The sequence below is a fragment of the Rosistilla carotiformis genome, from assembly GCF_007753095.1.
GTDB lineage: Bacteria > Planctomycetota > Planctomycetia > Pirellulales > Pirellulaceae > Rosistilla > Rosistilla carotiformis.
On record NZ_CP036348.1, the window covers coordinates 4,305,558 to 4,330,792 of the forward strand.

Annotated in this window: 22 protein-coding genes; all 22 read right to left on the bottom strand. The window is 52.0% G+C overall.

The features are described 5' to 3' along the window. Positions 1-12 precede the first annotated feature (12 nt). Complete coding sequence (locus Poly24_RS15530) at positions 13-921, bottom strand: glycosyltransferase family 2 protein (RefSeq protein WP_197451940.1); 909 nt, start codon at positions 919-921, stop codon at positions 13-15. A gap of 2 nt (positions 922-923) precedes the next feature. Continuing rightward, the gene (locus Poly24_RS15535; protein ID WP_145097143.1) at positions 924-2,144 is read right to left on the bottom strand and encodes an acyltransferase family protein; all 1,221 of its coding nucleotides are present in this window, start codon (positions 2,142-2,144) and stop codon (positions 924-926) included. Positions 2,145-2,339: 195 nt separating this feature from the next. Further along, complete coding sequence (locus Poly24_RS15540) at positions 2,340-3,131, bottom strand: sulfotransferase family protein (protein ID WP_145097146.1); 792 nt, start codon at positions 3,129-3,131, stop codon at positions 2,340-2,342. Between the two features lie 28 nt (positions 3,132-3,159). Continuing rightward, positions 3,160-3,948: a sulfotransferase gene (locus Poly24_RS15545; protein ID WP_145097149.1), complete on the bottom strand. Its 789-nt coding sequence runs from the start codon at positions 3,946-3,948 to the stop codon at positions 3,160-3,162. Between the two features lie 135 nt (positions 3,949-4,083). Next, a complete protein-coding gene (locus Poly24_RS15550) occupies positions 4,084-5,157 on the bottom strand; it encodes a glycosyltransferase family 2 protein (RefSeq protein ID WP_197451941.1) in 1,074 nt (357 codons plus the stop codon). 19 nt (positions 5,158-5,176) lie between these two features. Continuing rightward, complete coding sequence (locus Poly24_RS15555; RefSeq protein WP_231753165.1) at positions 5,177-5,617, bottom strand: hypothetical protein; 441 nt, start codon at positions 5,615-5,617, stop codon at positions 5,177-5,179. A gap of 210 nt (positions 5,618-5,827) precedes the next feature. After that, positions 5,828-6,667 carry a hypothetical protein gene (locus tag Poly24_RS15560; protein ID WP_145097158.1) on the bottom strand — a complete coding sequence of 280 codons (840 nt, stop codon included), beginning with the start codon at positions 6,665-6,667 and terminating at the stop codon, positions 5,828-5,830. A 145-nt stretch (positions 6,668-6,812) separates the two neighbouring features. Then, the gene (locus Poly24_RS15565) at positions 6,813-7,598 is read right to left on the bottom strand and encodes a hypothetical protein (protein ID WP_197451943.1); all 786 of its coding nucleotides are present in this window, start codon (positions 7,596-7,598) and stop codon (positions 6,813-6,815) included. Between the two features lie 15 nt (positions 7,599-7,613). Continuing rightward, positions 7,614-8,558 (bottom strand): class I SAM-dependent methyltransferase, encoded by a 945-nt coding sequence (locus Poly24_RS15570; protein ID WP_145097164.1) that lies wholly within the window; start codon positions 8,556-8,558, stop codon positions 7,614-7,616. A gap of 63 nt (positions 8,559-8,621) precedes the next feature. After that, a complete protein-coding gene (locus Poly24_RS15575; RefSeq protein WP_197451944.1) occupies positions 8,622-9,866 on the bottom strand; it encodes a glycosyltransferase in 1,245 nt (414 codons plus the stop codon). Next, positions 9,853-11,604 carry an FkbM family methyltransferase gene (locus Poly24_RS15580; protein WP_145097170.1) on the bottom strand — a complete coding sequence of 584 codons (1,752 nt, stop codon included), beginning with the start codon at positions 11,602-11,604 and terminating at the stop codon, positions 9,853-9,855. The genes Poly24_RS15575 and Poly24_RS15580 overlap by 14 nt, the downstream gene beginning before the upstream one ends. 18 nt (positions 11,605-11,622) lie before the next feature. Then, positions 11,623-12,141: a sulfotransferase family 2 domain-containing protein gene (locus Poly24_RS15585; RefSeq protein ID WP_197451945.1), complete on the bottom strand. Its 519-nt coding sequence runs from the start codon at positions 12,139-12,141 to the stop codon at positions 11,623-11,625. A 452-nt stretch (positions 12,142-12,593) separates the two neighbouring features. Beyond that, the gene (locus Poly24_RS15590; protein ID WP_145097176.1) at positions 12,594-13,580 is read right to left on the bottom strand and encodes an NAD-dependent epimerase/dehydratase family protein; all 987 of its coding nucleotides are present in this window, start codon (positions 13,578-13,580) and stop codon (positions 12,594-12,596) included. After that, positions 13,577-14,680: a glycosyltransferase family protein gene (locus Poly24_RS15595; protein WP_145097179.1), complete on the bottom strand. Its 1,104-nt coding sequence runs from the start codon at positions 14,678-14,680 to the stop codon at positions 13,577-13,579. The genes Poly24_RS15590 and Poly24_RS15595 overlap by 4 nt, the downstream gene beginning before the upstream one ends. Positions 14,681-14,892: 212 nt before the next feature. Beyond that, a complete protein-coding gene (locus tag Poly24_RS15600; protein WP_145097182.1) occupies positions 14,893-15,888 on the bottom strand; it encodes a glycosyltransferase family 2 protein in 996 nt (331 codons plus the stop codon). Positions 15,889-15,903: 15 nt separating this feature from the next. Further along, on the bottom strand, positions 15,904-16,665 hold the full coding sequence (locus Poly24_RS15605) for a glycosyltransferase (protein ID WP_197451946.1): 762 nt from the start codon (positions 16,663-16,665) through the stop codon (positions 15,904-15,906). Positions 16,666-17,114: 449 nt separating this feature from the next. Beyond that, on the bottom strand, positions 17,115-18,326 hold the full coding sequence (locus Poly24_RS15610) for a glycosyltransferase family 4 protein (RefSeq protein WP_145097188.1): 1,212 nt from the start codon (positions 18,324-18,326) through the stop codon (positions 17,115-17,117). Positions 18,327-18,347: 21 nt separating this feature from the next. After that, positions 18,348-19,472 (bottom strand): glycosyltransferase family 4 protein, encoded by a 1,125-nt coding sequence (locus Poly24_RS15615; protein ID WP_145097191.1) that lies wholly within the window; start codon positions 19,470-19,472, stop codon positions 18,348-18,350. Beyond that, complete coding sequence (locus Poly24_RS15620) at positions 19,472-20,629, bottom strand: glycosyltransferase family 4 protein (protein ID WP_145097194.1); 1,158 nt, start codon at positions 20,627-20,629, stop codon at positions 19,472-19,474. The genes Poly24_RS15615 and Poly24_RS15620 overlap by 1 nt, the downstream gene beginning before the upstream one ends. 55 nt (positions 20,630-20,684) lie before the next feature. Next, entirely contained in the window at positions 20,685-21,314 is a 630-nt protein-coding gene (locus Poly24_RS15625; protein WP_145097197.1) for a sulfotransferase, read from the bottom strand. 57 nt (positions 21,315-21,371) lie between these two features. Continuing rightward, on the bottom strand, positions 21,372-23,267 hold the full coding sequence (gene asnB / locus Poly24_RS15630; protein ID WP_145097200.1) for an asparagine synthase (glutamine-hydrolyzing): 1,896 nt from the start codon (positions 23,265-23,267) through the stop codon (positions 21,372-21,374). A gap of 76 nt (positions 23,268-23,343) precedes the next feature. Further along, positions 23,344-25,224, bottom strand: a complete 1,881-nt coding sequence (locus Poly24_RS15635) for an FkbM family methyltransferase (RefSeq protein WP_145097203.1) — start codon at positions 25,222-25,224, stop codon at positions 23,344-23,346. Positions 25,225-25,235: the final 11 nt, after the last annotated feature.

Here is a 25,235-nt window from a genome sequence, read left to right on the forward strand (position 1 = left end):
GAATTTGAGATACTAAGGTCGCGATGCATGAGGCGATTGGCGGGGGACGAACGCATTTGCCATATCTGCAATGGAAAGATTCGAATCACGATAAAGCCGCCAGGCTTTCCGAACCCTCCGTTTTCGTAACGCCAGCGAGATGATTCGCCGGGCGTATTGTTTTTTCTTGAGATCGATTGCCTGATTTCTCTCGATCTCCGACAGCGGACAGTTACATCGAAGTGCGGCAATATCAAGTTCGTAGCCGCGACGCATGTAGACGTCGCTGGCGTCGTCTTTTGTGAACTCTTGGGCGTCGTGCCGTCGCCACCAAACCAATCCGGGGGGCAGCAACACGACGGGATATTCCGCCGCAAGCCGGTACCACAGCTCCGAATCGGACAAGACGCCCCACTGCTTGCGAAATCCGCCAACGGCATCAAACGCGTCGCGGCGGATGATCGCGCCGGTCGGGCCGCAACTCATGCAACCACGTCCTAAGAAATGTTTGCGATATGCTTCGATCGAATCCAAATACCACGGATAGGGTGAAATGTCTTCGGGCATCGAATGCGCCAACGCCAGGGCGGCATCGGGATAGCGCTGCAACGCGTCGACCATCACTTGTAATCCGTGCGGATAGATCAGATCGTCGGAATCGACATATTTGAGATACTTCCCACGTGCAAGCGATGCTGCCTGCATGCGATTGCCGTAGTCGCCAAGGTTCGAAGGATTTGTCTGAACGCGAATGCGGGGATCCGACTGAGCAGCCTTTCTGGCGATATCCAGCGAACCGTCGCTCGACCCATCGTCGACGACAACAATTTCGAAATCCGAAAAGCTCGATTGCAAAATACTATCGAGCGTCGCTTGGAGATATTGTTCACGGTTGTAGACGGTCACCAATACCGAAACAACGGGCGGCTGTGACACAGACATGGTTATTGCAGCATTTCTGGCGAGACGTCCGATCGCACCGGCGTCAACGTCCGCGATCGAGTTCGGTGGTCCATCGACATTCGGGTCGGGAACCATCGATCTTTCAACCGCAGAATCGGTCGCTCGAAATACTTGTGCGATAGATGGGCGACAAACACGGTGACCGCAAAAAACAAAGGAAGCTTGACGATCCACGCATTCCATCGCAGAATCGAAAGCGGCCCCAGCATCGAGAAATCGATCTTCGTCCAAATTGGATCAAACACGTACCACGTCAGCCACACGCCCAGCGGCCAATGATAGACATAGATGCCGTAGGAAATTTGTCCAATGTAGACGGCGATTGGGCTCTTCAGGACCGCGGCGACTCCGGGCACGCGAAAGCGGCCTTCCATACTTTTTGTCACCAACACCAGCGAACAAAGTCCCAGCAGTGGCAACCGGAACGCTTGATCCGTGGTGAGTGCCCAACCAAGAACCGCAAACACAACGATTTCGAACGTCAAACTCTGATACCAAAACCGTGGAAACCAACGCAGCGATACTGCGATCGCACCCGCTGCGCCAAGTCCCAACGATCCCATGCGATTGACGAGACCGACGTAGTTGTAGGGTTGCAGCGTTGGAAAAAGATTCAGCACCAACTGTGAATAACCGATCACAACGATACCAAGCGTGACAACAAACAAAGCAACCAAATTACGTCTAAGCGTCAACGCAATCAGAGGCCAGACCAGGTAAAATTGTTCTTCCACCGCCAACGACCAAAGGTAGAACAAATAATTGTCCTCGCCTTTGAGATGCACCGTCGCATAGTTCCATGTGTACGTTGCCAGGTACAGCATGTTTTGCCGCGCTTGTGGAAAATTGCCAGCCCAAAGCAAAAGTAAGGCGAAGTAGTAAACGGGAAATATCCGTAACGAACGTCGCCCCATGAACTTGACATAACATTCACGGAACGATGATTCGGGCGTTCTGATCAAAATCGCCGTGATCAGAAACCCGCTGATCACAAAAAACAGGTCGACACCGTAATAGCCCGCAGCCCAGAAACTTCCCAGCGGACCACCGAAGTGCTCAACCAGCACCATCGTGATCGCGACCGTCCGCAATCCGTCCATGGCGGCGTAATACGCTACCTTTCCAGAACCACCATGGACCATGCCAGACGGATCAAGTTCAGGCTGCTGCGCCCGGGGCGACTTTGGTCCTGTTGTTTTCATGCCCGACAAATGCAAAACACTATTCACTCACACGCTTGCAAACGTCGAATACCGTTCTGTAGCCCAAAGCACAGTCATTGTTGCATTTCCGCAACAGGACAGGTCGATTGAGCGGCGTAAATGTCTTTGGTTCACACAAACCGCGTCGCATCAAACCGCAATGTCTTCGACGATGTTTCTATCACGGTAACGATGTCAGACGTCGCTGGATTCTTCCAAATAATCCGAAGCAAGCCACGCTGACAGGTCTTTTCCCGTCAACTGGGCGGTTTCTTCTATGTCCCAACGAAATCTGTCTAGCCATTCCTCATAGATGGTGCGATCAAGTGCGTTCTCGTAAACTCCTTCGCGCACGGTTCTCGATTCGGATGTCACACTGCTGTCAACATCCAAAAATTCCAAGCACTGACGTAGAGACTCATTGTGTCGAACACGAAATTCACGCATCGTCAAGAAGTGAATCTGAGAACGTCCGAATACTCGAATCAATCGACGAATTTGATTTGCATAATAACTTCGATCAACGTATGAGTACATTAGGTTCTGATACGGAAGCGTGTCTTGCGAACGTCGAACGTCGGTTGCGAGTGCCTGGTTGAGTGATAACTGTTCAACGATCCGATCACGATTCATCGCCCAAGCCGATCTCGCCCGGTAAATGGGATGACGCAAAATTACAATCCACTTCATACCTGGGTTGTATCGCCAGATGTGTCCAGCCGCAGTCTCCCAATACATGTAGTCAGGTGTTGCCTCTCCGCATATTGTTCCGACCGCCGCGTGGGAGAAATTTCTTTCGTATGCCCAAGCCAAATATCTTCGTATCGCCTTAAAGCAATCCAGCCGAAAGCGGGCGGGGCTATTAAAGTAATGCAGTTCCTTCTGCGCAGGGATAAAAATCTCGGGGTGGGCCCTGAGGCTTACCGATAATGCGGACGTTCCACATTTCTGGGCGCCTCCGATCAGGAACTTGACTTTCTTAGTCATCGAGTCGCTTCTGTTCATTTATGTTTGTTCAAACGACATCGTCCGTGAGCATCGATTCCCACTCTGTTCCCGCCAATGCTGCTGCCAATTCATCGAAATTAGAGACCGAGTCCCGCAAGCTTTTGCTTTGTCGCACCATGCGACCGCTCAACGGCATGGGGTCGACATTCAGAAATCGCAGCAACCGGTCGGTTGCTTGATCTTGATTGGCAACCAATTCTTCATATACCATTTCCAGCATGGGATGGTGACAAAACTGTTGGCGAGTTTTCGCCTCGAAGTTACGCACCAATTGAAGTCGTGCGAGGCAGTCCGCTGGCGAGACATCGACGGTCGCATCGCTGGGCAATTGCGTCTTGTCGTGCGCACGGTAAACGCCCGTCTTTGCAGCCACAATCATGGAGATCACCGTCCGCAAGACGTTCCGCCGCGTCAAATGCACAATTCGCATTCGCCGGTTTTGCAAGAGGTATTGTTGCACGTCCCGCAACCCGGGCGCATTAAACCTGTCGGCATAGTCTGCTTCCAATTGGTAATATAGGAACTTTGCGCCGATGGCTTTTTCGAATCCCTTCCTTTGCAGATCTTGTTTGAACTCGCTCAACAAGTCTCGATCGCTGAAGTCTTCGCGTTTCATTCGGTTATCGGTAAAGCGTTCCCCACAATGTTTCACCCGCGGGTGAGACGACAACAGGTTCAACAACAAATTGGAACCGGACCTGCCATTGGAGACAATAATAAAAGGTGTGGGACGTGTGAATATCAGCCGACAACGCAGCTGGATTCTTTTTACTTGATCACGAAGTTGTTGAGACATTGGTTAATCTGGAATTGGTAGGTGCCCGTTTCCTTGTTCGCCGCAAGGCCGCCCGTCAAAACGGCTGTTACCGCCGGCTGACGATCGCGTTTAGGGCTTGGCCACGCTGATCTTAGAGACTCTATACATGTCCCATTATTTTGGAACCCGTACGGCATTGGACAGCTGAACTCGGACCTGTTCGATCATTTCTTTTGAGAGCGTTGTGTTTTGAAACGATCCGCCGTCGGGGAAATAAGACTTGGGCAACACTTTCATTGCGATGCGACGTGCGATTCTCAACAGAATGTACGCCCTGTCGCGTGTTGCGACAGCAAATGCCAGATAGGCTTGCACCACAAATCGTTGGGCCCACTTTGGGTGATGGGAGGCCCTCCAATCCGACACAACCGCTTGGATGTTGGCTGCTGGTGTCGAAGTATTGAACAGCAGAAACTCACACTCGACAAAATATTGCCCCTCCCAAGTCTCTACACTCCTGCGGTCGGCATCGGACAACGCTTTGGAACCTTCAAGTAGACGTACCCGCCGCGACTGGAGCATGCTTTCCGACAACGAATTCGTGATCCTGGGTGACGCGTCGCGACGAACAAACAGATCCGGAAGGGCGAAATCCATCTTGGCGTAAGGTATCTTCCGCAACAATGCGCGAATGTGTAAATCGGTGTCGTCACCGTACATCACCGCCTCATTAAATCCACCAAGCTCGTCGAGCGAGGTCCTTCTCCAAATCGGAGACGAGGTATGCCACGGTGGGTCTGCCTGTAAGAACCTCATCAGATCGGGGCCTGTCCGAAAATCGTTCCAACAGACATCGGAATCTCCCATCTGATGCTGGAACAAGAGCACCGGAAAGATCCAAAAGCCTTCCTCCGGGTTCTCGGCCACCGCTCTCATTCGATTCGTCAGGCACCACGGTGCCATCAAGTCATCTGAGTCGAGAAATACGATGTGCGTTCCGCGACTTAGCCCAACGCCAATGTTCCGGCACGCCGAAGGTCCCTTGGGTTGACGGTCTCGAGCGACCACCTGAATCCGATCGTCGCGCATCTGCTGTATCGCTGCCCACTGGTCCGCATCGGACCCGTCATCCACAACAACCGCCTCCCAATTCGGGAACGTCTGCGCCCTCAGCGAAGCCAGCGTTTCAACCAGCAGATCCGCTCGATTAAAATGCGGGATGACCACGGTGACTAGAGGTGTGTTCATTGCAACCGGCGACAAGCTTTCAATTGTCGTATCCGCCCAAGGCAAGGTCGGCACGATACAATTGGTGGATGACCAATCGTTGTGCATCGGTCACCTCAAAGTCGCGTTCAATATGCCCCGTCGTGTTCGTCTTTGTCGAAAAGTCAATATCGGGAATGACCGCCAATGCGTCGGACTCCTCGACCCGCAAAATCTTGCATTGCGGCCATCGCATCCGATGCTTTCCAGCGAAAAACAGACGGTTTGTCCAGTCCTGTGGGTTGAAGTGACCGTCGCGATGGTAGAGATCGGGTAACAAGTTCACAAATTCGTCAAAGCGGAATCGCAGGAATGCGTCTGCGATCTGGGAATCCGAAGCTCCTTTTGAGATGCCCAGGTGTGAATACAGAATCTTGTGGCAATGCTGCCAATAAAATCCCTTGCAACCAATCCGCGTGGGCTGTTTACGGTATTTGTCCATAAAGCAAGAGACGGTACGGGACACTGGAGATCGAACCAAATGGTAAGCGAGTGGCAGGCCGCCATTCAAAATCGCTCGCATCAACATCCGCGGCCTCGGTACAACGTCCAGTTCATCCCAGGCGGATGCGGCCGTAAACCGTGAGTATAAAGCCTTGAAACTGACAAAGGCATAAACCCGGTGGCTGGAATTATAGAAAACCGCCATCAATTACGCCCTCGCGACAGGCCCCACGGCGTTCAGTATTCTGTCGACATTCGAATATCTGGACGACTTCAAAAATGCCGGGTAATCCAACAGCAATCGGCCTGCGGTCCCATGGATGTCATTCAAGTAACGGAAACGCTCGCGGAACCGAGCGAGGCAATCGAACTCCAACAGACGCATGTTGAAGTAGCGAACGCTCAACGGCCAGAAGTCCCAATGCGACAAATCCAAATCGCTGTTTATTAAATAACTCGTGCCACCGATGTGGTAAAGGCTTGTTCCATCACCAGGCAATTTGTTGAACGATCGTCCCTCGGCAAGCGACAGCAACCAGTAGGCCTGCAATGTATCGAAATAGCCCTTGAATTGTTCGGGGTACTCTCCCGGCTTATAACCGATCGTCCGCAGAGCGTTTGCTGCGGCTGATGGCAATTCGACCGTGACATCTGCCGAAACGCCAAATTTATCGCGGATGCGTTGCACCGCCGCGCCGTGCAGCATCAAGAAGAACGTGTCGGGAATATCGTGACCATGATCCGTTGTGGATTTCGTAAACGGTCCCGCCGCAAAATGCACATCGGGGTCCATTGAAACCGAACCGTAAAAGGCGGGATCGGTAACGAAACAATCGGGATCCTGAATACAAAACGTCGCGGGACAGACAGCGCAAAGGTCCTTCAGAACGTCGGCATGCGCAAGCATGCTTTGCGAATTGCTTCGAAGCGAAGCGGACAGACGGACAAGGGGACGATTGGGAAGCGTCTTCCGCAACCAGAACTCGTCATCGGCAGACACCGCATTCAGCACGATCACCGATTCGAAACCAGGCAAATCTTCGTGCATACAGAATGGTGCAAAGTGGACCAATTCGGGGGTGAAGATAAAGAATATGGGCACCCGACCGCGGACTTTGCCGCCGGTGACAACCCGCCTCAAGGCACGCCGGTTAGTGTGTGACAGATGCGTCGCGCGATAGCGTCGAACCAACTTACGCAGCATCGGTTGCTCCCTTGGTGCGTGTTAACGCCGATGCAAAGTTTTGCAGACATCGCACCGGCAACGTACCGCGAAGCCAACGCCAATCCATACGCCAACCAATCCGTTCCGACGGATGCAACAGGTTGTACAACAGTGTGCGGTTCAGCGAGCACAAATTGTGCGGCCAAATGTATTGGTAGGGAGGATCCACAAAGGCTGATAGATTTGTTTGGTCATATTCCTCTCTCTGCCCAGCGTGTAAATGGTAAGAGCGGACGGAAAACGCAGGATTGATCACTCGATAGCCGGCCCGACGCAGTTCGTACATCATACGGTTGTCGCAGCGGGGCACACCAATGGGAAAATCGTCAACGATGTCACGAGGCGGTCCGCGAAAGATCCAACTGTCCTGTGCATCGTTGCGGTCAAAAAGCGCAGGGCTGCCACCAGCCCGAACATTCCATCGACTCAGCGCCACACACTGTCCCGGCAAAAGCTGTCGCCCCAGGGCCGCCAGCGACGAATCAAAATAGATATCACTGTTGCAGATAACCACCGTATTGCTATCACCGCCACACAACTCTCGCGCCCAAACGAAAAAGTCTTTATATAAAGGACGACTGTGAATCGTGCGTGTCCTCAGCTTATTATGCTGCTGTGGCGAATCCGTGTTTTCCAGAAACAGACAGACCTCACCGATCACATCTTCTGCAAGATTCCGTCGCAAACACTCGTTGATTTCCTCCCGTCTGCGTCGGTTAACTTCGGGATAGTACGATGTAAAAAGACGGATCATGCGGTCAACGGAATTTTAGACATGTGGGTTCCTGGGAAGATCAACAACCAACCAGTCGTTTTGGATTAAGAACCGGCGAGTCTCCACGTCCGGTGTCGTTTTAAATAGAATCGTCATCAACATGCTCGTACCGATTCGTCCCGCTCTCGACAACCGATCTTCTTGGGCCAGCTTCAACTTCAAGTCGTGAAACAATTCCGATGACTCACCGATTGTTTCGGTTTCGTAACCAGATTGATGATGGTCGTTTAAGCCTTTTACTGCCAGCACAGGCAAGTTCATGCCCAACGCAACTTTCTCCATCTCACGCGACGAGATGGTGTACACATAATTGCCAGAATCCTCGTAGCAGGGCGGGTCTCCAAGGTGATAGAGTTTCCGCAAAGGCAGAGGGGTATCGTGCAGCCGCAGCCGCCGTTTAGCCCATTCAAATATGCCTTTGACAAGTCCAACCGGACCAACCACAGGAAACACAGGTCGATCAATCGAATAGTCTCTTGGTTCGACAAGTACCACGGCATGTTTTGCAACTCTCAGCATCTCGTAGAGCGCAAGTGGGCCGCGTGGGAAATGGTGGTAGCTCTCTTTACAAAATGCGACATCGAAACTTTCGTCTGCAAACGACAATCGCTCCGCGTTCTCAACTTGATATTCGTTGATCAACCCACGTTGAACAGCCTGCTCCAATAAAGCGGACCCGATATCGGTTGGCAATACGGAAGAAAAGCCTTGATTTCGAATGCGAATGGAATCAAGACCAAAACGCCCGTCACCAATGGTAACCCAACGCAGTTGCAAATTGTGCGCGAACGCTTGAACCGGCTCATACATTCGTGCGTGCCGCCAAGAATCCACGGTGTCCGTACGGAACCAACTCTCGTGAATCTTCGCACGACTTGGATCATCCCGGTCGGCATCCCAATGCTGTTCCTGGCTTTTGTGCTGAGCATCAACTGACACGTTCGTACCCTTGAATTGGAGACACTTGTGTTGGCTTGCCACGGTCGAAGAGAAGTCCACGCCTCACAACGTGACCTTCAACAGTTCTTCGTATAATTGCCGATACCGCCGTGACACAACCGACAGGTCGTACCGCGCCGCCGCCTCAGCGGCAATTTTCTCACGCACAAACGGCATCTCGATGGCTTGCCGGATTGCAGCTGACAACGCTTCGCCCGTAACCGCTTTGGCTACTAAGCCATCTCGTGCCGGAACGATCGGTTCTGGTATCCCTCCCGCTGGCGTGCCAACCACGGGAGTGCCACAACATAAAGATTCAAGTATGACATTTGGCAGATTGTCTTCCCGGCTTGCAATAACGACCAGGTCGACTGCGGAATAGAGTAATCCCATCAAACGCTCGTCATTGATGGCACCAACACGATGATATTGAAGGTTTTCAAGTGGCAACTCTCCATCACCGACAGCAACGATCTCCCAGTTGCGTTGCAGCTCAGGCAGCCTTAATGCCTGCAACAGCAAGCCAAAGCCTTTGCGTTGATCCGCGAGCCGTTCAGCTACGACCAAAAGCAATTTCTTATCCGGGTTTAAACCGAAAACCGTCCTGGCAAAACGCTGCGGGTACGGTTTGAAAATCGCGGTGTCCAACCCGTTTGCAATGACCTCGTGACGCAATCCCCAAAACAATTCCGACGCCACCGATTGATCTTTCAGCCATCGAGACGGCGTGACAATTACCGGCTTGATATCCGATTGCATCAACTGAATTTTTTCACGGATGACATCGGCATCTTTCACTTGGCTAGCATGGCTACCGCGTTGTCGATCGAATTCGTAATGGAAAATCCCCATGAATGCGTTCATATCGTGGAGCGTCCAAACGATCGGTACGCGGCAACGCTTGAAGAGTTCTTTCCATGACAAGATCCCAGAGACCCAGTGCAGATTGATGATATCGGCATCCTGCATCCAAGCGTGATCAATCAATTTTGCATCGCTTTCAATGCTGGTCGTGAAAATATCCTGGCATCCAAGCCGGCAGGTTTCTTTTTCCCAAAGGATCTGTTGGGACCTGTGCACGCCAACCTTCCCCAAGGCGCGCTCCCAAAATCTTGGATATCGTTTGGACAAAACGTCTACTTCCCACCGTGAATCGGGCTGTCCTAAGCCCGACAGAAATCGACTGTGCACCCCTTCCATGCGCAAACCGCGATGCAAACGCAGCGCCGCGATCCCAGCGCCTCCGCTCTGGTTTGTCGAGACCTGAACAATTTTGGGATCGCCCATTGACGCTTCAATTGCTCCCATGCTGGCGGGTTGCAAATATATTGAGCTGCAGGTCGTACCCGCCTTGTGTCTCTCGTCTAACCAACGGCCGTCCGCTATGCACACCGGTGTGTTCGATGTAGTACCGAAACCCGGTCCGTTCCAATATCGACAAAAGCTTCGACAATTCCTGCGGGGCATTGGCAAACGAATGGTACTCCACAAAAATTCGTTTCACGGAACGAAGTGCTGACTCACAATCGCTCAATACTCGGATCTCTGCTCCCTCGACGTCAAGTTTCAGTAGATCGACTGAACGACCTTCAAACAATTCGAGTAGACGCAAGCCTTGAACCATCGTGCTTCCGAGGCTTGACACCCTACCACCATCTGCGCCGTCGGCTGAAAAATACAATTCAGAATTTGCATCCCAAACTGCCCCCTGCACAACGCGGACATTCGATAACTCAAACGACTTAAGGTTCGCAATGAGTTTCTCGCAAACGAGCCCGTCCGACTCGATTGCGATGATCTCCGCCCCCGGGTACCGCATCCCAAAGTAAATACTAGCTAGACCAATGTTTGCACCAGCATCGATAATAAAAGGAGTTGTTTGGGAGGTTTCAAATTCATAAATTCCCTGACGAAAGATCTCATCGTGTGAACCAAGAAAAGAAGCCGCGTCCGCAATCCAAAAGTCTCGCCCAAACAGCTTCACTTTCGTCTCGTCACACCGATTCATTGTTTGCAGTTGTCGCTGCGTCGACAACGCGAGCCCGTAAGGATGAGCAACGCCCAACAAATGACGCAGCGGCTCCTTCATTTGCTCAGGCACCATTTGTGCTACTTGACCCTTTGTTTTCCGGAAACGATTTCTAATCCGAACCGAAAGTCTGGAATCACTTCCAAAACGATGAAACGCCTTGAAGTATTCTCGCCCCAAAAGCGATTCTCGTATGGAAATTTTCTTGACGGGAATTTGTTCCGCCAGCGGACCGCGAGGCTGCAAACCGGGGGCATTGTGACAGTTTTCGCCTGATCCATCGAACCCCGTGTTACGCACAAGCGAACGACACGGGAACAGCGAAAGACCGTCATTGAGATAGCAGCTTGCAGCCCAAAACACCGCCCATGTCCGTATCTCGCCGATCAAGTTCCGACGCAATTGTTCGGTGTAGGGATAGCAACCGTCCAAGTTAAACCCAGCAACGCCGCCGGGACGTCGTTCTAGTTCACTCAACAGTTCCGCACCTTCCCAACGTGATTGTTTCCATGCGCGACGCCACGTTCCCCAACCCCAGCACGCCATAACACGAACGAAAAACGTTTCGGAAAGCCATCGCTGGTAGCTTGTTTCGGGTACGTATCCGCTAACGTTCATCACCCTAGCGTCGTCCGCGTACATCGCAAGCGTTTGGTTCATAAAACGAACAAATCCGGGCGATGTCTCGATGTCGTCTTCCAAAACAATGATTCGATCATGCTGACGAAGTATCGAATCGATTCCGCTTCGAATCGAACGCGCCAGTCCCCAATTCTCGTCTCTCGTAATGACGGTAACCTCGCCACACCACTGCTCGCTGGCAACGACCTGACGGACTTCTTGAACCAGCATCTGATCATGTTCGCTACTCTTCGGACCATCACAGAACACATGCAGGTGCGATTGATCCGCGAATGCATTCTCGGAAAGGGCCCTCAACGTTCGCTTTGTATGCTCCGGACGATTATAAACAAACAATGCAATGGGAGCATGCTTGCTTGGAATATCGTGATTCATTCTAACTTCACCGAATCGCTATGCATCGCCTGCGACATTTTTGAGCTTGCGCACATGATCGAGAAAGATGTACTCGGACTCCAACTTTTCTCTCAGGCGGATCATGCTATCGTCCGAAATCACAGCGAGATATTTGGCGCTGCGCCGATGCATTACGCAGATCGGAAAACCTGTCTTTTTGTTCAATTGTTTGACCCCTCGATCAAAGTCTTCGGTAAATAAGAAATGCGAAAGACCAGCGACCCTTTCGACTGCCTCGGCAACATCCAAATCCGCCGAAAACATATACAGTTGGTTCAACAAATGTTCGTCGGGGATCGCCGTCAAGAAATCATCAAATGATGCCCCCAGCCATTGCCCTTCTGTCAGCATACACGGATGATTCACATTATTGGCACGGTAGTTCAACAACATGTTGTAGTGGGAAATGACACGCTTGACCGGATCGCGGAAACACGAAATTGCAAATGTGTCCTCAGGCAGACCCAATTTGGTGAAGTGGGGTATGGGAAAATGCGTAGTAATAATGCCCAGCATTGATATGTTTGATGTTCCAGCCGACAAAGACTTTGTCTCCACAACAAACTCGATGGTCCTTCTTTTGCACCAATTGCTCATACAACAACGATGAATCCATTCCAGACGTCTGCAGGAACGCGTGGTTCAGAGACGTTCCACCCGTCTTGCGAATGTGAACCAGATAAATTCGTTTGCCGCCACCGATTCGATATCGCGTTGACTGGCGACGACACATCGACTCTTCCCAAGCGCTACGTACCGCATCGGGACCGAACCACCTCGCCGGAACCGTGCGCAGTTTGTTGAAGATTCGCGAGGGAATTGACTTGCGTGTTAACATGTTGTTGAACGTTGATACCATTGGCCAGCTTCACACGAAACCACGCCGTCGAGCAACGTTTCTCTTTTAGAGAGTAAATCGATATTTGATTGACAAACTCGAGCAAACGTGCTGGCCGCATGCCCCGCGTTTACGACGCACGTGCCGCAAACAAGGCGAGAGCTTTCTTGATTCCTTCACGGAAGGAGACACTCGCCTTAAACCCATACTCCGCCTGTTTTTTGGTACACCCGCCACGGGCGAAGACGCCGGCCGGTTTATCGGACAGCCCCACCACCTCGGGCTCATACCCACACTCCTCGGCCGCAATCCGAGCGAACTGCTTGAATGAAGTGTAGATCCCCGTCGACAGATTCAGCGCGTCGCCGTTGTCGATCTTGTCCATCGTCGTCAGAACGCCGTCAACACAATCTTCGATGTAGATGAAATCGCGCATTTGATCGCCGGTCCCCCAGACCGACAGCGTCGGTTCGCCAACATGCGCCATGGCGCGTTTGCAAATGCTTGGAAACGGATAGCTTTCGTCCTGGTCTTCGCCGTAACCAGAAAAGGGGCGGTAGCAGACGCTTTTGAGACCGTGCTTTTCGTAGGCCAGCAGCGCCAAATATTCACACGTCAACTTGGCCCATCCGTACGACATGTCTGGCATGCCAATGTCATCGTCAAACTGGATCATATCCTCGGACAGCAGTTCGTAGCCCAGTTCCCGTTGTCGACCGATCGGATAGGCAGCGCTGCTGCTGAAGCAAACCGTTTTCGCTGGCTTGGCGGCCTTCGCCCATTGCCAATACTCCGCATCGATCGACAGATCATCCGCCACGGCCAACGGATTGTTTTCGATCATCGCTCGCCCACCAACCATGGCGGCGAGATGGAAGACATAGTCGAAATCGTCGTCTCGATGCTCCCGAAACCATGTCCGGCAATCTTGTTTGTAGAAGTGGAAACTTTCGTAGTCGTTTGGCGCATACAAGGGCCAGCCTCCCTCGGGGTCAATGCCTCCCGTATCGGCGGCGATGGGATCGACACAATGGACTTCGTTCCCTAGGTCGAGATGCCGCTTGACGAATCGACGACCGACAAACCCGGCGCCACCAGTGATAAGTATCTTCTTCATCTTCGCGTTCTCGCTGAAACCAGTTCTTCAAAAATGTTCGAATATCGATCGCCGCATTGCTCAATATCCCATTCGTCGAGGGCAATTTGCCGATTCGCCGAACCAACTCGGCCCTCCGCCGCCAAATTCATCGCATGTTCCATTGCCGAGGCCGCTGTTTCGGGATGATCGGGATCGAAAACTACATTCCCCCTTTCCCTGAGCAGATGCCCAACATCCCAGCTATCGGGCCCGACGACTACCTTACCGAACGTCATTCCAAGGGTGACGTTCCCTGAGTTGAGCACGTGAAAACGCGGAATGAACAATACGTCGGCTGCGTTCAGATAGAGCTGTGTGTCATCCTCTTCCACAAAACCATAGTTGAATCGGTACGCTGGATGGATTCGGTAGTACAGACGCTTTAAGTCGCGGATCCAATCTCTGAGCCTAATCCACGAAACGTCTGCCAACTTCTCGCGCCAGCGGGAAACGAGCAACACCTTGTGGGGGCTGCGCATGCGGTGAAACGTATCCAGCACAAGTTCTCTTTCCGCGTCATTGCGAATCGCACCAAAAGCCAACATCACGTTGGCGTCTTTCGGAATGCGGAGCCGCTTGCGGGCCTCCGCCCGAGAAACGTCATTCGGCAGCGATGCATAATTTTGATGCGGTACGATGTAATGTCGCGGCGCTCCATGATGAAAGTCGACGTTCGAATAACGACTCTTAAACTCTTCGATACTCGGCGGCGCAAAATGAACAACGGCGTCGGCGTAGCGATAAACGAGTTCATACATTGATTCCCACAGAGATTGGCTGCTCGCGCTATGTGGTAACAAAACGTGTCTTGTGACCACGATTTTGGCCGTGTGTGCCCAAAAAAGAAGTCGCTTTTCCGTTTCTGCCAGCAGATCATCCGTCAATGCGCCGCGATAAGCGTCTTGAATCTCGAACGTCATATATTCGGGGAAATGAAGGTGCACCAGATCAAAATCGCCCTCTTGATTCCAGAAAGATTCATGATCATGTATTACCTCGTGACGGCGACCAATCGATTGATTCAGATCGATAAGAAACCGATTCGTCGGCAGCGGAATATTTGCAACAAGAATGCGCATCGTTTGATTATTTACCGAACTATTTCACAACACTTCTATAGTGGAATTTATCGCCGCATCCAACCGTCTTGCGAAGAGAGTTGGACGCCCTAACACAGACCGTGAATGCAACGAGTGGCGGAATTGAAACATAATTTCAGACACCGTGCGGCATCGATCCACGCGATCACGGAAATTCATATACCCGGCGCGGAATACACACCGCGGTTTATTTATTGCGTTCCAATGAACCGATTTTTTACCGAGAGCACGCGGTCGACGGTTCGGCTTGCCCCAAAGGCCTCGCGCAGCGTTTGATCGAAGAACCCATAACGCTTTCGCAGCTGACTTGGTTCATGCAGCAACCAGATGCCGATGGCCTTGACTGCCTTCCATCGCTCACCACGGCGGGCGCGAAACTTTGCGTACCCGCGGCGGTAGGCCTGCATGATGTCCGAACGGACCGCTCCCTTTCGGAAGCACTGCCCAAGGTCTCGCCACCACAATTCCATGTACTTGTGATGTTCTTCCACCTGGGTCATGCGATTGTTGGCATGGACTCGCCGGACGACAACGGGCGTTGCCAGGTTGCCAGCCGCCAACCGCCCAAAAGCGCTCATCCGCTTCCACATATGCGTGTCCTGTTGCAACCGAAGCTCGGTATGAAACAGACCCACCCGATCGAAGAACTCGCGGCGGACCGTGATGGTATCGGTGCTGAAGTCACCTTTGATTGTCGGATGCGCGTACAATAAGACCAGCGGTAATTCCTCGGGCGTTGGCACGCCCCCGGTCAGTGTCAACACTTCGGGACGGCCTTGATCAAGCCACATCTGCCGCAGCGACTCGTTCTCGTAGTGATTTCCTAGCGCGTTGTAGACGCCATCGATCGTTGGGTCTTGGGACAAGATCCGTTTGTCCGCGTCGAAGCGGTTGTCCAGATACCAATCGTCTGCATCGAGAAATGCGATGAACGGAAACTGGGCGTGTCGGATACCCAGGTTGCGACTGGCTCCTGCGCCGCGGTTCTCCCCCCCGGGATGTTGCAACATCCTGACTTTTTCAAACTCACTCTCCAACTGGCGGCAGACATGGATCGCCCCGTCGGGCGATCCATCTTCGATCAGGATGACTTCGCCCACTTCGTCGATCCGAATTGCAGACTCGACCGCGCGTCGCACCATCCCGGCCGCATTGTAGACCGGAGTAATCACAGAAATTTGAAACACTTCGACTTGCCTTACCTATCCGCCCAAGTATCGAACACTGTGCCGCTCATTCAACACACGAACCCGTTTCGCTTTCGCGACCATCTGCTCTACGACGACATTGGGACGCACAAAAGAATCGTAGTACCTGATAACGCCATCGCGAAGCCGTGCTCGCTCACCGGCGGTTGAACGCAAGGCCCTCAGAATTGCGTCTGCAAAGCTGGGTTTATCAGAAAAAGTAATGCAATTAATGCCATTTTGAAGCCGTGGGCGCATCCAATTGTCGTAGCCAAGGATCGGTATACAACCGCAGGCCATACCCTCAAATATGTTGTGGCAATGCGGATGATTCACACCGGGTGGACAAAGGACAAATTCAGCGTCCCGAAGCGCTGAAAAATATTCGCCAAGCGAAAGACCATCTGTCGCCTGATCCAACAAAACAATATGATTGAGGTGATCTTTTAGTCCAGTCTTAAAGTCAGACGTCGTGGCGACGATTCTCGGCGAGAACATTTCCGCCGTCCAATTTATAATTTGGGTCCGTGATGGAGTGTTAAATGTCGCGATGAGACTTGGGTTGTTGTAACTTGCCCCACTCAAATTCCCAGCGCAAAAGATCCCGATGGTCCGTCGTGCTGACGCATCGAAATCTTTTGGTTCTAGGTTTCTAATTCGAGCTGCTGGATGGGCGCCAAAAGGCAAGAACACCCCCCCTTCGTCCGGAACGGTTGAGTAATAATCGAAACCCACTTCAAATACTTTGTCGCACGTAACACTAACCGCTTGCTTCACGTCCTCGCAAAACACAAGTTCACACGAACGGAGCCTCGATGGTGAAACGACTCGTACAAATGGCAAATCAACGATGTACCGATCATACTGCCCAAAGCCCAGCAACGTACTCGAAGACCGTGGAATACACACGACGAAACCTGCATTTCCGAGCGTCCAGGCCAGTGCAAAATACGACCGATTGGAACGAGTTGACGGAAGGACCAATGCAACTCGATCGCTCGCATCCGGAAGACGTCTGTCACTACGTTTTAGTACACTCGCGTACTCGCAGAGCCTCTGCATAGAATGCAGAGGATGTCTCGACATGAACTTAAGTCGATTCAACATCTACCAACGCCACTCATATTTATAAATTCGACTCGTCTAATCTAGAACGCGCGCGCCGCACCATCGCGGCTGCATTGTAGACCGGAGTGATCACAGATACCGTGAATCTTGGGGGCGCTTCATGACGCCGCAAGAACGCTTTGAAACAGATTGTCGTACTCCTCCAGAACCCGTTCGGGACGAACGAGATTCTTGACAGAAGTCCTCGCCAGTTTTTGCATGCTAGCACGCAACTCTGATGAATTCGCCAATTCCATCGCACGTTGAATCAAAGACTCCATGTCCAGAAACGGGACGATAAAGCCGTTGACGCCGGATTCAACCAGTTCGCGGTTGCCCCCAACGTCCCAGGTGACAACCGGCACACCCAACGCAAGTGCCTCGACAAGTGCACTACTGAAGTTTTCTATAAGCGTCGGGGAAACAGCCAAATCACACGCCGCAACGTCCGCCAGATTGTGCATGTAGGATTGGGGGCCGGGGGAATGTACGACAACGTGTTTTGGCAATTGGTCTAATTCGAATCGAAGCGTTGGCGAAATCGCTCCCGAGACAAAAAACGCGATGTCACCGATCGTGGAAAGGCGCCGAATGATTTCGCAGGTGTACCGTTCGCCCTTGATCGCCACGCCGCCCGACGGAATGTAGACCAGCGTCGTGTGCGGTGACATACCAAGTCGCGATTTCAGTGAACACGCCCCCATTTGATCCAAAAATTCCGTGTCGACAAAATTTCGAATCACTCGAATATCACAGTTCGGTTTCAACGTTTGGGATGTCACGTCGGCAATATACTGAGAAACAGCCACAACGGCATCCGCCTTTTGAAACGCTCGCAGCTCCAATCGATGCGCAAGTTGCAGGTCGATCCACGAGTACTGCGTGGCGATTGGATTGCCTTCAAATCGACGAAAATTGTGGTGTGCGACCCAAATCAACTTGCTGCCGATAGGAAGCTTTAGCGCGAGTGCGGGAACAAAATTATCGGGGCACAGGACAAAATCGGGACGGAATGATCGAAGTGCACGGTTCAAACGCCGCACCGCAGGAATGATCCGAAAGATACGTTGACAATTTGTTGCCGATTCCGCTCTGGCGTATCGTCTGACCCACGCGGTTGCCGCCGCCTGTAGCATCCAAGCCAACGGGGCCGCGGTCTTTGCACGGGTCACGTTGGGTTCAACCGCCGCGTCATTATCGTCGAACGCAAAGATGCCAACGTCGTGTCGTTTCCGCAGGCATCTGGCCAAGTTGAAATGTGCTGCCGCGATGCCTCCTCCCTTCGGCGGGTAGGTGCGTGTGATAACGGCAATGCGGTAACGTGGCGACATCAGCAACGGCTCTTTACAAACTTAGCAGCGTGCGGAAGAGCTTAACTGCCCCGAATAGATGTCATCGAGTTGTCTGGCAACCACTGGCCAACTGAATGAATCAACAACATGTTGCCTCGCCATTGGCATCACTTCGAGTTCAGTCGCTGCATCGATCGTCTTGACAAGATCCTGCGGGTCCTCAGGATCGTAAAGAAACCCATGCTCCGGCAAGCGAATCGCATCGGAACTCCACGGAAGTCGGGGCGCGACGCAAACCTTGCCCATCGACATCGCTTCCAATAGAACCGTCGGAAGCCCCTCGCGGTGGCTTGTCATCACAAACGTTTTGCATGCCGACATCGCATCAAGGGTTTGTGCATGAGACAACGGACCGAGTGCAATAAGATTGGGTGGCACATCGATCTTCAATTCAGCCCGAATGCCTTCTGCAGTGAGATTCGTACCGATCATCACGAACTTCTGGTCTGGACGAGCTCGGGCCGCTTCCACAAACGCTGCCGGATTTTTGACTTTCGCAATACTGTTGACGAATAGAACAAAATTATCGAGACCTATCGCTTCTCGAAATCGATTCCCATCTGCCTGATCACACGCATCGACATCGACACCGTTAGGCACAAACTGCGTTTCAATTCCGTGGTTTTCTTCCAGCCAGTCGACCAACCATGTACCAACGGACAAACACAGGTCAGCCTTACTCGCTTGAGTCAGAAGACAATCGTTAATTTTTTGTTGCCACGGTGCTAGGTTGTTATCCCAATCCTCGGGGAAATACAGCAGATGATAGGTGTGCAACCAAGGTTTGCCGGCTTTTTGTGCGCGCTGAGCAATCGCAATAAAATCCGGATCGACGTGAGAGTGAAATAGACTGTGCCGGTCGATTAACGGATCGCCCAAATCCGCATGGTACTGGGATCTTTCATCACGCGTTTTTAAGAAGTCGTGCGAAGGAGTACTTGGGTACAACGCGACCGCATGCTGTGAGTATTTTTCAATGCATTCCAAATGACGGCGCACACCACCGATGTTTGCCGCACGCCAAGCGAACCCAAGGGCGACCGATTGTTGGCCCTGCATACCTTTTGCGCGAGCATTATCCGCGTGGGCGACTCGCCACTGGCGATATTTCGACTTCAGTCCCATTAAAAAACCTGATGCTCATCAATCAGTTGCAAAACACGCTCCGTAAGTCCCTCGGGGCTAAAGTGCTGTACAATTCGACGCCGATTTCTTTCTCCACGCTGCAACCGTTCGCTAGACGAACTCGCCAAACGATGCATAATGCGAAACAAACCTTCCCCGTCACGAGGACTCGCTAATACATCGACGGCCTCCGTGTCCCCAACCGCCTGACGCATGCCAGAGATATTGGTGCCGCATACCGCCAGACCGTGCGCCATCGCTTCGAGCGCTGCGTTTGGACAGCCCTCTGTTTCGGAACTGTGCACGGCAAAATCCGTCGCACTCCACAAACTAGCAGGCTTGGCAACCGGGCCAAGGAAATGTACCGATCCACATAAACCAAGATCGAACGCAAGTACTTTCAACAGATCGGTCGATTCTGCCAATCGACCTGCAAGAGCTAGATGACAACCTTTGCCGATGTCCGTCTTGCGGAGTTGGGCAAACGCCTTTAACAGCGTCGTGTGATCCTTGAATTGCGTCAGGTTTGCGAGCATCGTGATCAATAACTGATCTGAATGAATGCCTAGTGTTTCCCGCCAATGTGAGGAATCGAATCGTTGAGGCAACACGATTCCGTTGTTGAGCACATGGATCCTATTTTCAGTGATCCCAAATTTGCTGACTAAAAAGTCACGCCCTTCATATGAGTTCGATACGACGCTTGGGACCGAGTGAATTATTTTATGTTCGAGCTTGCTGCCGTAAATGTCTCGCCCTTCGTCGCGCTGGTTCCACCACGTGAAACGCGCCCTGCTCTGCCGCCACACCATCCCGATGATTTTGCAGTTAAAGCCGATATACGGCAGAATGTAATCAGGGCGCAATTCATTGCGCAGGTACCGCTGCAGCAGACGTAGGGTGATGAGCTGCGAAATCCTTCCGCGGTTCCAGTTGAGCGGAAAGATGCGAGGTTCGACCCCCAGCTCTCTGATTTCGCTGGCAACCCGGCCTTCACCTCCCCACGCCAAAAATTCAACATGGCACCCCACCCGTCGTTTGAGTTGATCCGCCAGGATGATCGCCTGACGTTCCGCCCCGCCAAGCTTCGCGTATTGTCCAAGTACAAATAGAAATCGACCGGACTCAACTCCACGTAATGTGGACCTATCATTCACTAGCCCGATTCCTGCCTAAGCTCTTTTGCCACATGTGAACACTCATTGAGCCACACTAACCACATTCATTTCCCGTATACTCCCCTTTTCTCTCATGAGGGAATGCGACATCGGGATGGGGTAGCTTTAGAAAATCACACAACTCCTTCCAGCCGTCGCCATTTTCCCAGCATACGCACAGTAGATCGTGTTCACGCCCTCGAAAGTACTCTTGCACTCCGCGGTTGTGATCGTTGTAAAACGCTATTTGTTCGCGTAAGAATGCGGCGTCTGGTTCACCATCACACGACCCCAGTTTTCGATTGTGATGCCAGTCGCTAAGCGCCTGAGTCCCCGCATCCTTTCTGACGGTAAGGATAAACTTACTGCCGGGGAAGGCACTGTCCAAATCACGATACAACAAATACCAGGGCGAGTCCTGGAAACTGACATACTGGCGGGCAACACTTAAGATTTCTTTTGTTGCGTCTGTACTTAACAACGGACGTTCCATATCGTAGTCAAACTTTCCGTTAACTGATTTTTCCTTGCGTCCCGCCCGCACTAATTGTTTTAGATCGCTGCGATATCCAACAGAAGGCAATAATCCAAGTATGCGGTAACAAGCGTGAAGGGTCGATGTCCCCGTCTTGCTCATGCCGATGCCAAATACTTTCAGGTTACGATCATGGGTGTCAATGTTCATGGAATTGCTTTACTTCACCAATAGTCAACGATTCTGCCTCGTAATACACAATCTGTCTCAAGTTGAACTCGGCACAGTTTCAGATGAAATGCGAGAATTTTTCGAATGAACTCTAACCTGTCCGAGCCACTCATCCAAAACAAGAAGTTGCCAAACTCGGACAACATGCCCTTGATCAATGACTGAATGGATTGCATCAACACTAAACCAGTTGGCGATATGAGAATCTGTAGCGACTAACCGGTTGCGGATCTCTTGCGAGGATTTGGGGTTTTTCCGCAGCCAAGATTCCAGTGGCAGCAAAAAACCTTGCTTGGGACGATCAGCAAACGCTTTTCCCAACTTTCGCGCAGCCAGGGTTCGTAAAGGCTTCTTGCCAGCATACTTGTTATCCTTGCCGAATTCATAAAGACCCTCGGAGGGAATGGTAGACACGAAGCTGAAAAATTCACGATCCAACATCGGTGGTCTAACTTCAATTCCGCAACGCATGCTCGCGATATCGACTTTGAAGAGAATGTCCTCGGGCAGGAAGGTTTCTAAATCAACCCTTTGTGCTACGTTCAAGTGCGCCAAGCAGTTCCCCGCAGCAAATGCATCACGAAATTGTTGGCAAGATTGATCGGCCAGAAACCGAAGTTCCGGTTTCCACAACAATTCACGCGATTGATCATTGTACCTACCAACAAAACTCATCCAATGCGCCATATTGTTTTCACGTAAGGCACCGTCGCACGGACTTGGCCGTCTTAATACCGAACGCGCCAATCGTTTCCAAAATTTTTCAGGCGTTCGTTCGTTGTGATGGCTCCGATTGAGCCATCTTCCGTATGTTCGATAGCCTGCGAGTAATTCGTCACCTCCATCACCTGACAGAACCATTGGCACCTCGGATCTTGCTAACTTACAGGCGTGCCATGTAGGAATTGCGGATTGATCACCGAAAGGTTCGCCATAGTGGCGAACGATTTCAGGCAGCATCTCTAACGCATTCAGCCGTACGATTTCCTCGTGATGGTCGGTCCCGTAGGCCTGCGCAACGATCCGGGCGTATTTCAGTTCGTCGACACTTTCATCTTCGAACCCAATCGAAAATGTCTTCACGGGTGAATCGAGCAGTTCGGACATATACCCAACGACCAGCGAAGAGTCGATTCCACCGGAAAGCAGGGCGCCAAATGGCACATCCGAGACTAAATGACGACGAACCGAATCGCGTAGCGCGTCGTCGAGCTGGTCGACGATTTGCTCCGGCGACCGCTTTTTTTTCTGCTTAAAGTCGGGCTCCCAATAGCGTTCGATCTTTTGATGGGGTTCCCCGATTCGCACCGTCATCCGGTGACCGGCGGGCAGCTTAAAGACGCCGCGAAAAGCCGTACGAGGCGCCGGAATGTATTGGTATCTCAAATACAGATCGATCGAGAAGAGATCGATTTCGCCTGCCCAATCGTCCATTCCCCAAAAAGCCTGGAACTCCGAAGCAAAAGCAAACGAGTTGTTTGCAACGCGGTACAGCAGGGGCTTGATCCCAAACGGATCGCGCGCCAAAAACATCTCATTCTTGTCGAAGTCCGCGATCGCAAACGCAAACATTCCCTCGAAGCGTTCGACGCACCGCTTTCCCCATTGTCGATACGCAGCGAGGACCACTTCGGTATCGGATTGCGATTTAAAATCGTGGCCAAAGCGTTGCAATTGAACACGCAAATCGCGGTAATTGTAGATCTCACCGTTGAACGTTAGATGCACGCGGTCGTCGACCGACGTCATGGGCTGAGCGCCACCTTCGAAGTCGATAATCGACAACCGCGCATGTCCCAACGCAACGCGCCGCCGCACCAGTGTTCCCCGCCCATCAGGCCCCCGATGTTCGATCCGGCGAACCATCGAATCGATTGTCGGCGCCAGATCAACCTTCGTCGAGTAGTCGATTATTCCTGCGATTCCACACATAGCTTAGTGTTCCGCCGGCGCCCGGCTTTCAGAACGCCATTGAGCTTGAAGTACGCTTAGAGTGGATCGCAACGGGTCAGATCCAATTTAGGTAAACGTTGTTGATATCGCGATTGACCAATTTACGCTTGATGGTTTCCAGTCTAGGAATCGTTTCGGGAATCCATTCTTCATGCGTCTCGACAAGTGTGAGGTCGATCTTGCCAAAGCCCCCCTTCTCGATCAAATCATCCAACACATCGCACTCGGCGCCTTCGATGTCCAGCTTAAGGATGCGAATCCGGTCGAACTGTTGTAAGAAATCCGAAAGCGAGACAACCTCAACGTCGGCGTAGGTTGCCAGATTCACATCCGATTTCCCGCTGTGCAGCGTCGATCCAACTGAAAATTTCACGGGATCGATGGCATGTTCTTCCCGATAATACAGCCTCATCGTTCCGCTTCGATTCGAAACCGCTTGATTGTGAAGATGAACATTTTCACAGCCCGCAAATTTTTGACGAAGCACCTCGAACGCCGCAGGGTCAGGCTCAAAGGAATGCACCTGTGCGCCGCGTTGGGCCATCAATTCGGTGACGATTCCAACGTTAGCGCCACAATCGATGGCGACATCACCAGGACAAATTTCGTCGAAAATGCAAAGATCGTCCTGCGATATCTTTTGGCCATCGGCTTCTCGGCGCGTTAGCGTTTCGCGTGTCGCTAAAGATAGATTTGAATGCACGTGCCGCCAATGGCCCAGCGACACACAACCGGCCCCTGATGCAGGACTCCCCGTGCTGACGGTTACGCTCACGGCATGATCCATCTGGCAATAAACGCGCTCGAGACCGGGATGCGTCACGATAATACTTGCTTGATAACGCCCCGCATTCAATGGCAAGTTGTCGATTTCGACCGCGACTTCGGTGCGGCCATCTCCAGGAGAAAACTTAAATCCATGGCAACCGCGATCAACGATATCCAGGACCGGCAACATTTCATGGTTCCACAACAAAACCTGGATTACGGCATCTTTGATATGGGGCTCGGCTCGCATTTCGATCTCAAATCGAAGGCGACAACCATGTTCTGCATTGATCGCTCCGGTTGAATAACATGATTCGGTTCCCGAGGCCGCGCGCACGCTCGTAACCGTTACTTCCCCCGAACCGGTAACCTTCAAACCACCTTCGTCAAACAAGTTAAAATAGGTATGGAGTCCTTTGGAAACATCGCTACCGTGATATCCGATCCTTCCTCCTTCGAGCACCATAATGTCAGTTGCAACCCGCATTACTTGTGGCATCGAGTGCGAAACGAATACCACAGCACAATTGTTCAATAGATCAGCAATCTTATTCAGACACTTGAAACGAAACCCCAGATCGCCAACGGCAAGAACTTCATCGATCAGAAGAACGTCGGGTTCCATTTGGCTGGAGACCGCAAAACCAAGTTTGACTTTCATGCCCGAACTGTAGTTCTGCATCGGCATGTCGAGAAAGTCTTCTAGTTCCGAGAAGTCGATGATTGCATCGAGCTTGGCATCGGTCTCCCGCTTCGAAAATCCAAGCAAAGCGGCCTGATTGTAGATATTCTCGCGGCCCGTCAGAATCGGCTTGAAGCCCGCCCCCAATTCGATCAACGCGCCTACACGACCTCGCATCGTGATCCGCCCCTCGTCGGGACGATTCAGGCTGTTCAACATTTTCAACAGCGTGCTCTTCCCAGCGCCATTGTGTCCGATCAACCCCAAACACTCCCCCCGCTTCACCTCAAAGGAGACATCGCGCACCGCCCAGAACTCATCGTTCCGTAACTCTCGGGTCGAACCATCACGACCGGGACCTTGGTGCCACGGATTTAAAGCCGTCGCCATGTCCTGGACGCCGTACCAGAGCGAACGGCGCAGCGACCGACAGAACTTTTTGGAAACGTGCTCGGCGCGGATTAATACTTCACTGTCTTTGGACATAACGAATTGCA

Excerpts from the sequence above, each read along its gene's own strand:
- Poly24_RS15555 (WP_231753165.1), bottom strand. The coding sequence starts at position 5,617 with ATGGACAAATACCGTAAACAGCCCACGCGGATTGGTTGCAAGGGATTT.
- Poly24_RS15580 (WP_145097170.1), bottom strand. The coding sequence starts at position 11,604 with ATGAATCACGATATTCCAAGCAAGCATGCTCCCATTGCATTGTTTGTT.
- Poly24_RS15610 (WP_145097188.1), bottom strand. The coding sequence starts at position 18,326 with ATGTCGCCACGTTACCGCATTGCCGTTATCACACGCACCTACCCGCCG.
- Poly24_RS15550 (WP_197451941.1), bottom strand. The coding sequence starts at position 5,157 with ATGAACACACCTCTAGTCACCGTGGTCATCCCGCATTTTAATCGAGCG.
- Poly24_RS15565 (WP_197451943.1), bottom strand. The coding sequence starts at position 7,598 with ATGATCCGTCTTTTTACATCGTACTATCCCGAAGTTAACCGACGCAGA.
- Poly24_RS15540 (WP_145097146.1), bottom strand. The coding sequence starts at position 3,131 with ATGACTAAGAAAGTCAAGTTCCTGATCGGAGGCGCCCAGAAATGTGGA.
- Poly24_RS15575 (WP_197451944.1), bottom strand. The coding sequence starts at position 9,866 with ATGGGAGCAATTGAAGCGTCAATGGGCGATCCCAAAATTGTTCAGGTC.
- Poly24_RS15530 (WP_197451940.1), bottom strand. The coding sequence starts at position 921 with ATGTCTGTGTCACAGCCGCCCGTTGTTTCGGTATTGGTGACCGTCTAC.
- Poly24_RS15535 (WP_145097143.1), bottom strand. The coding sequence starts at position 2,144 with ATGAAAACAACAGGACCAAAGTCGCCCCGGGCGCAGCAGCCTGAACTT.
- Poly24_RS15560 (WP_145097158.1), bottom strand. The coding sequence starts at position 6,667 with ATGCACGAAGATTTGCCTGGTTTCGAATCGGTGATCGTGCTGAATGCG.
- Poly24_RS15585 (WP_197451945.1), bottom strand. The coding sequence starts at position 12,141 with ATGCTGGGCATTATTACTACGCATTTTCCCATACCCCACTTCACCAAA.
- Poly24_RS15635 (WP_145097203.1), bottom strand. The coding sequence starts at position 25,224 with ATGTCCAAAGACAGTGAAGTATTAATCCGCGCCGAGCACGTTTCCAAA.
- Poly24_RS15625 (WP_145097197.1), bottom strand. The coding sequence starts at position 21,314 with ATGAACATTGACACCCATGATCGTAACCTGAAAGTATTTGGCATCGGC.
- asnB (WP_145097200.1), bottom strand. The coding sequence starts at position 23,267 with ATGTGTGGAATCGCAGGAATAATCGACTACTCGACGAAGGTTGATCTG.
- Poly24_RS15615 (WP_145097191.1), bottom strand. The coding sequence starts at position 19,472 with ATGGGACTGAAGTCGAAATATCGCCAGTGGCGAGTCGCCCACGCGGAT.
- Poly24_RS15590 (WP_145097176.1), bottom strand. The coding sequence starts at position 13,580 with ATGAAGAAGATACTTATCACTGGTGGCGCCGGGTTTGTCGGTCGTCGA.
- Poly24_RS15545 (WP_145097149.1), bottom strand. The coding sequence starts at position 3,948 with ATGTCTCAACAACTTCGTGATCAAGTAAAAAGAATCCAGCTGCGTTGT.
- Poly24_RS15595 (WP_145097179.1), bottom strand. The coding sequence starts at position 14,680 with ATGCGCATTCTTGTTGCAAATATTCCGCTGCCGACGAATCGGTTTCTT.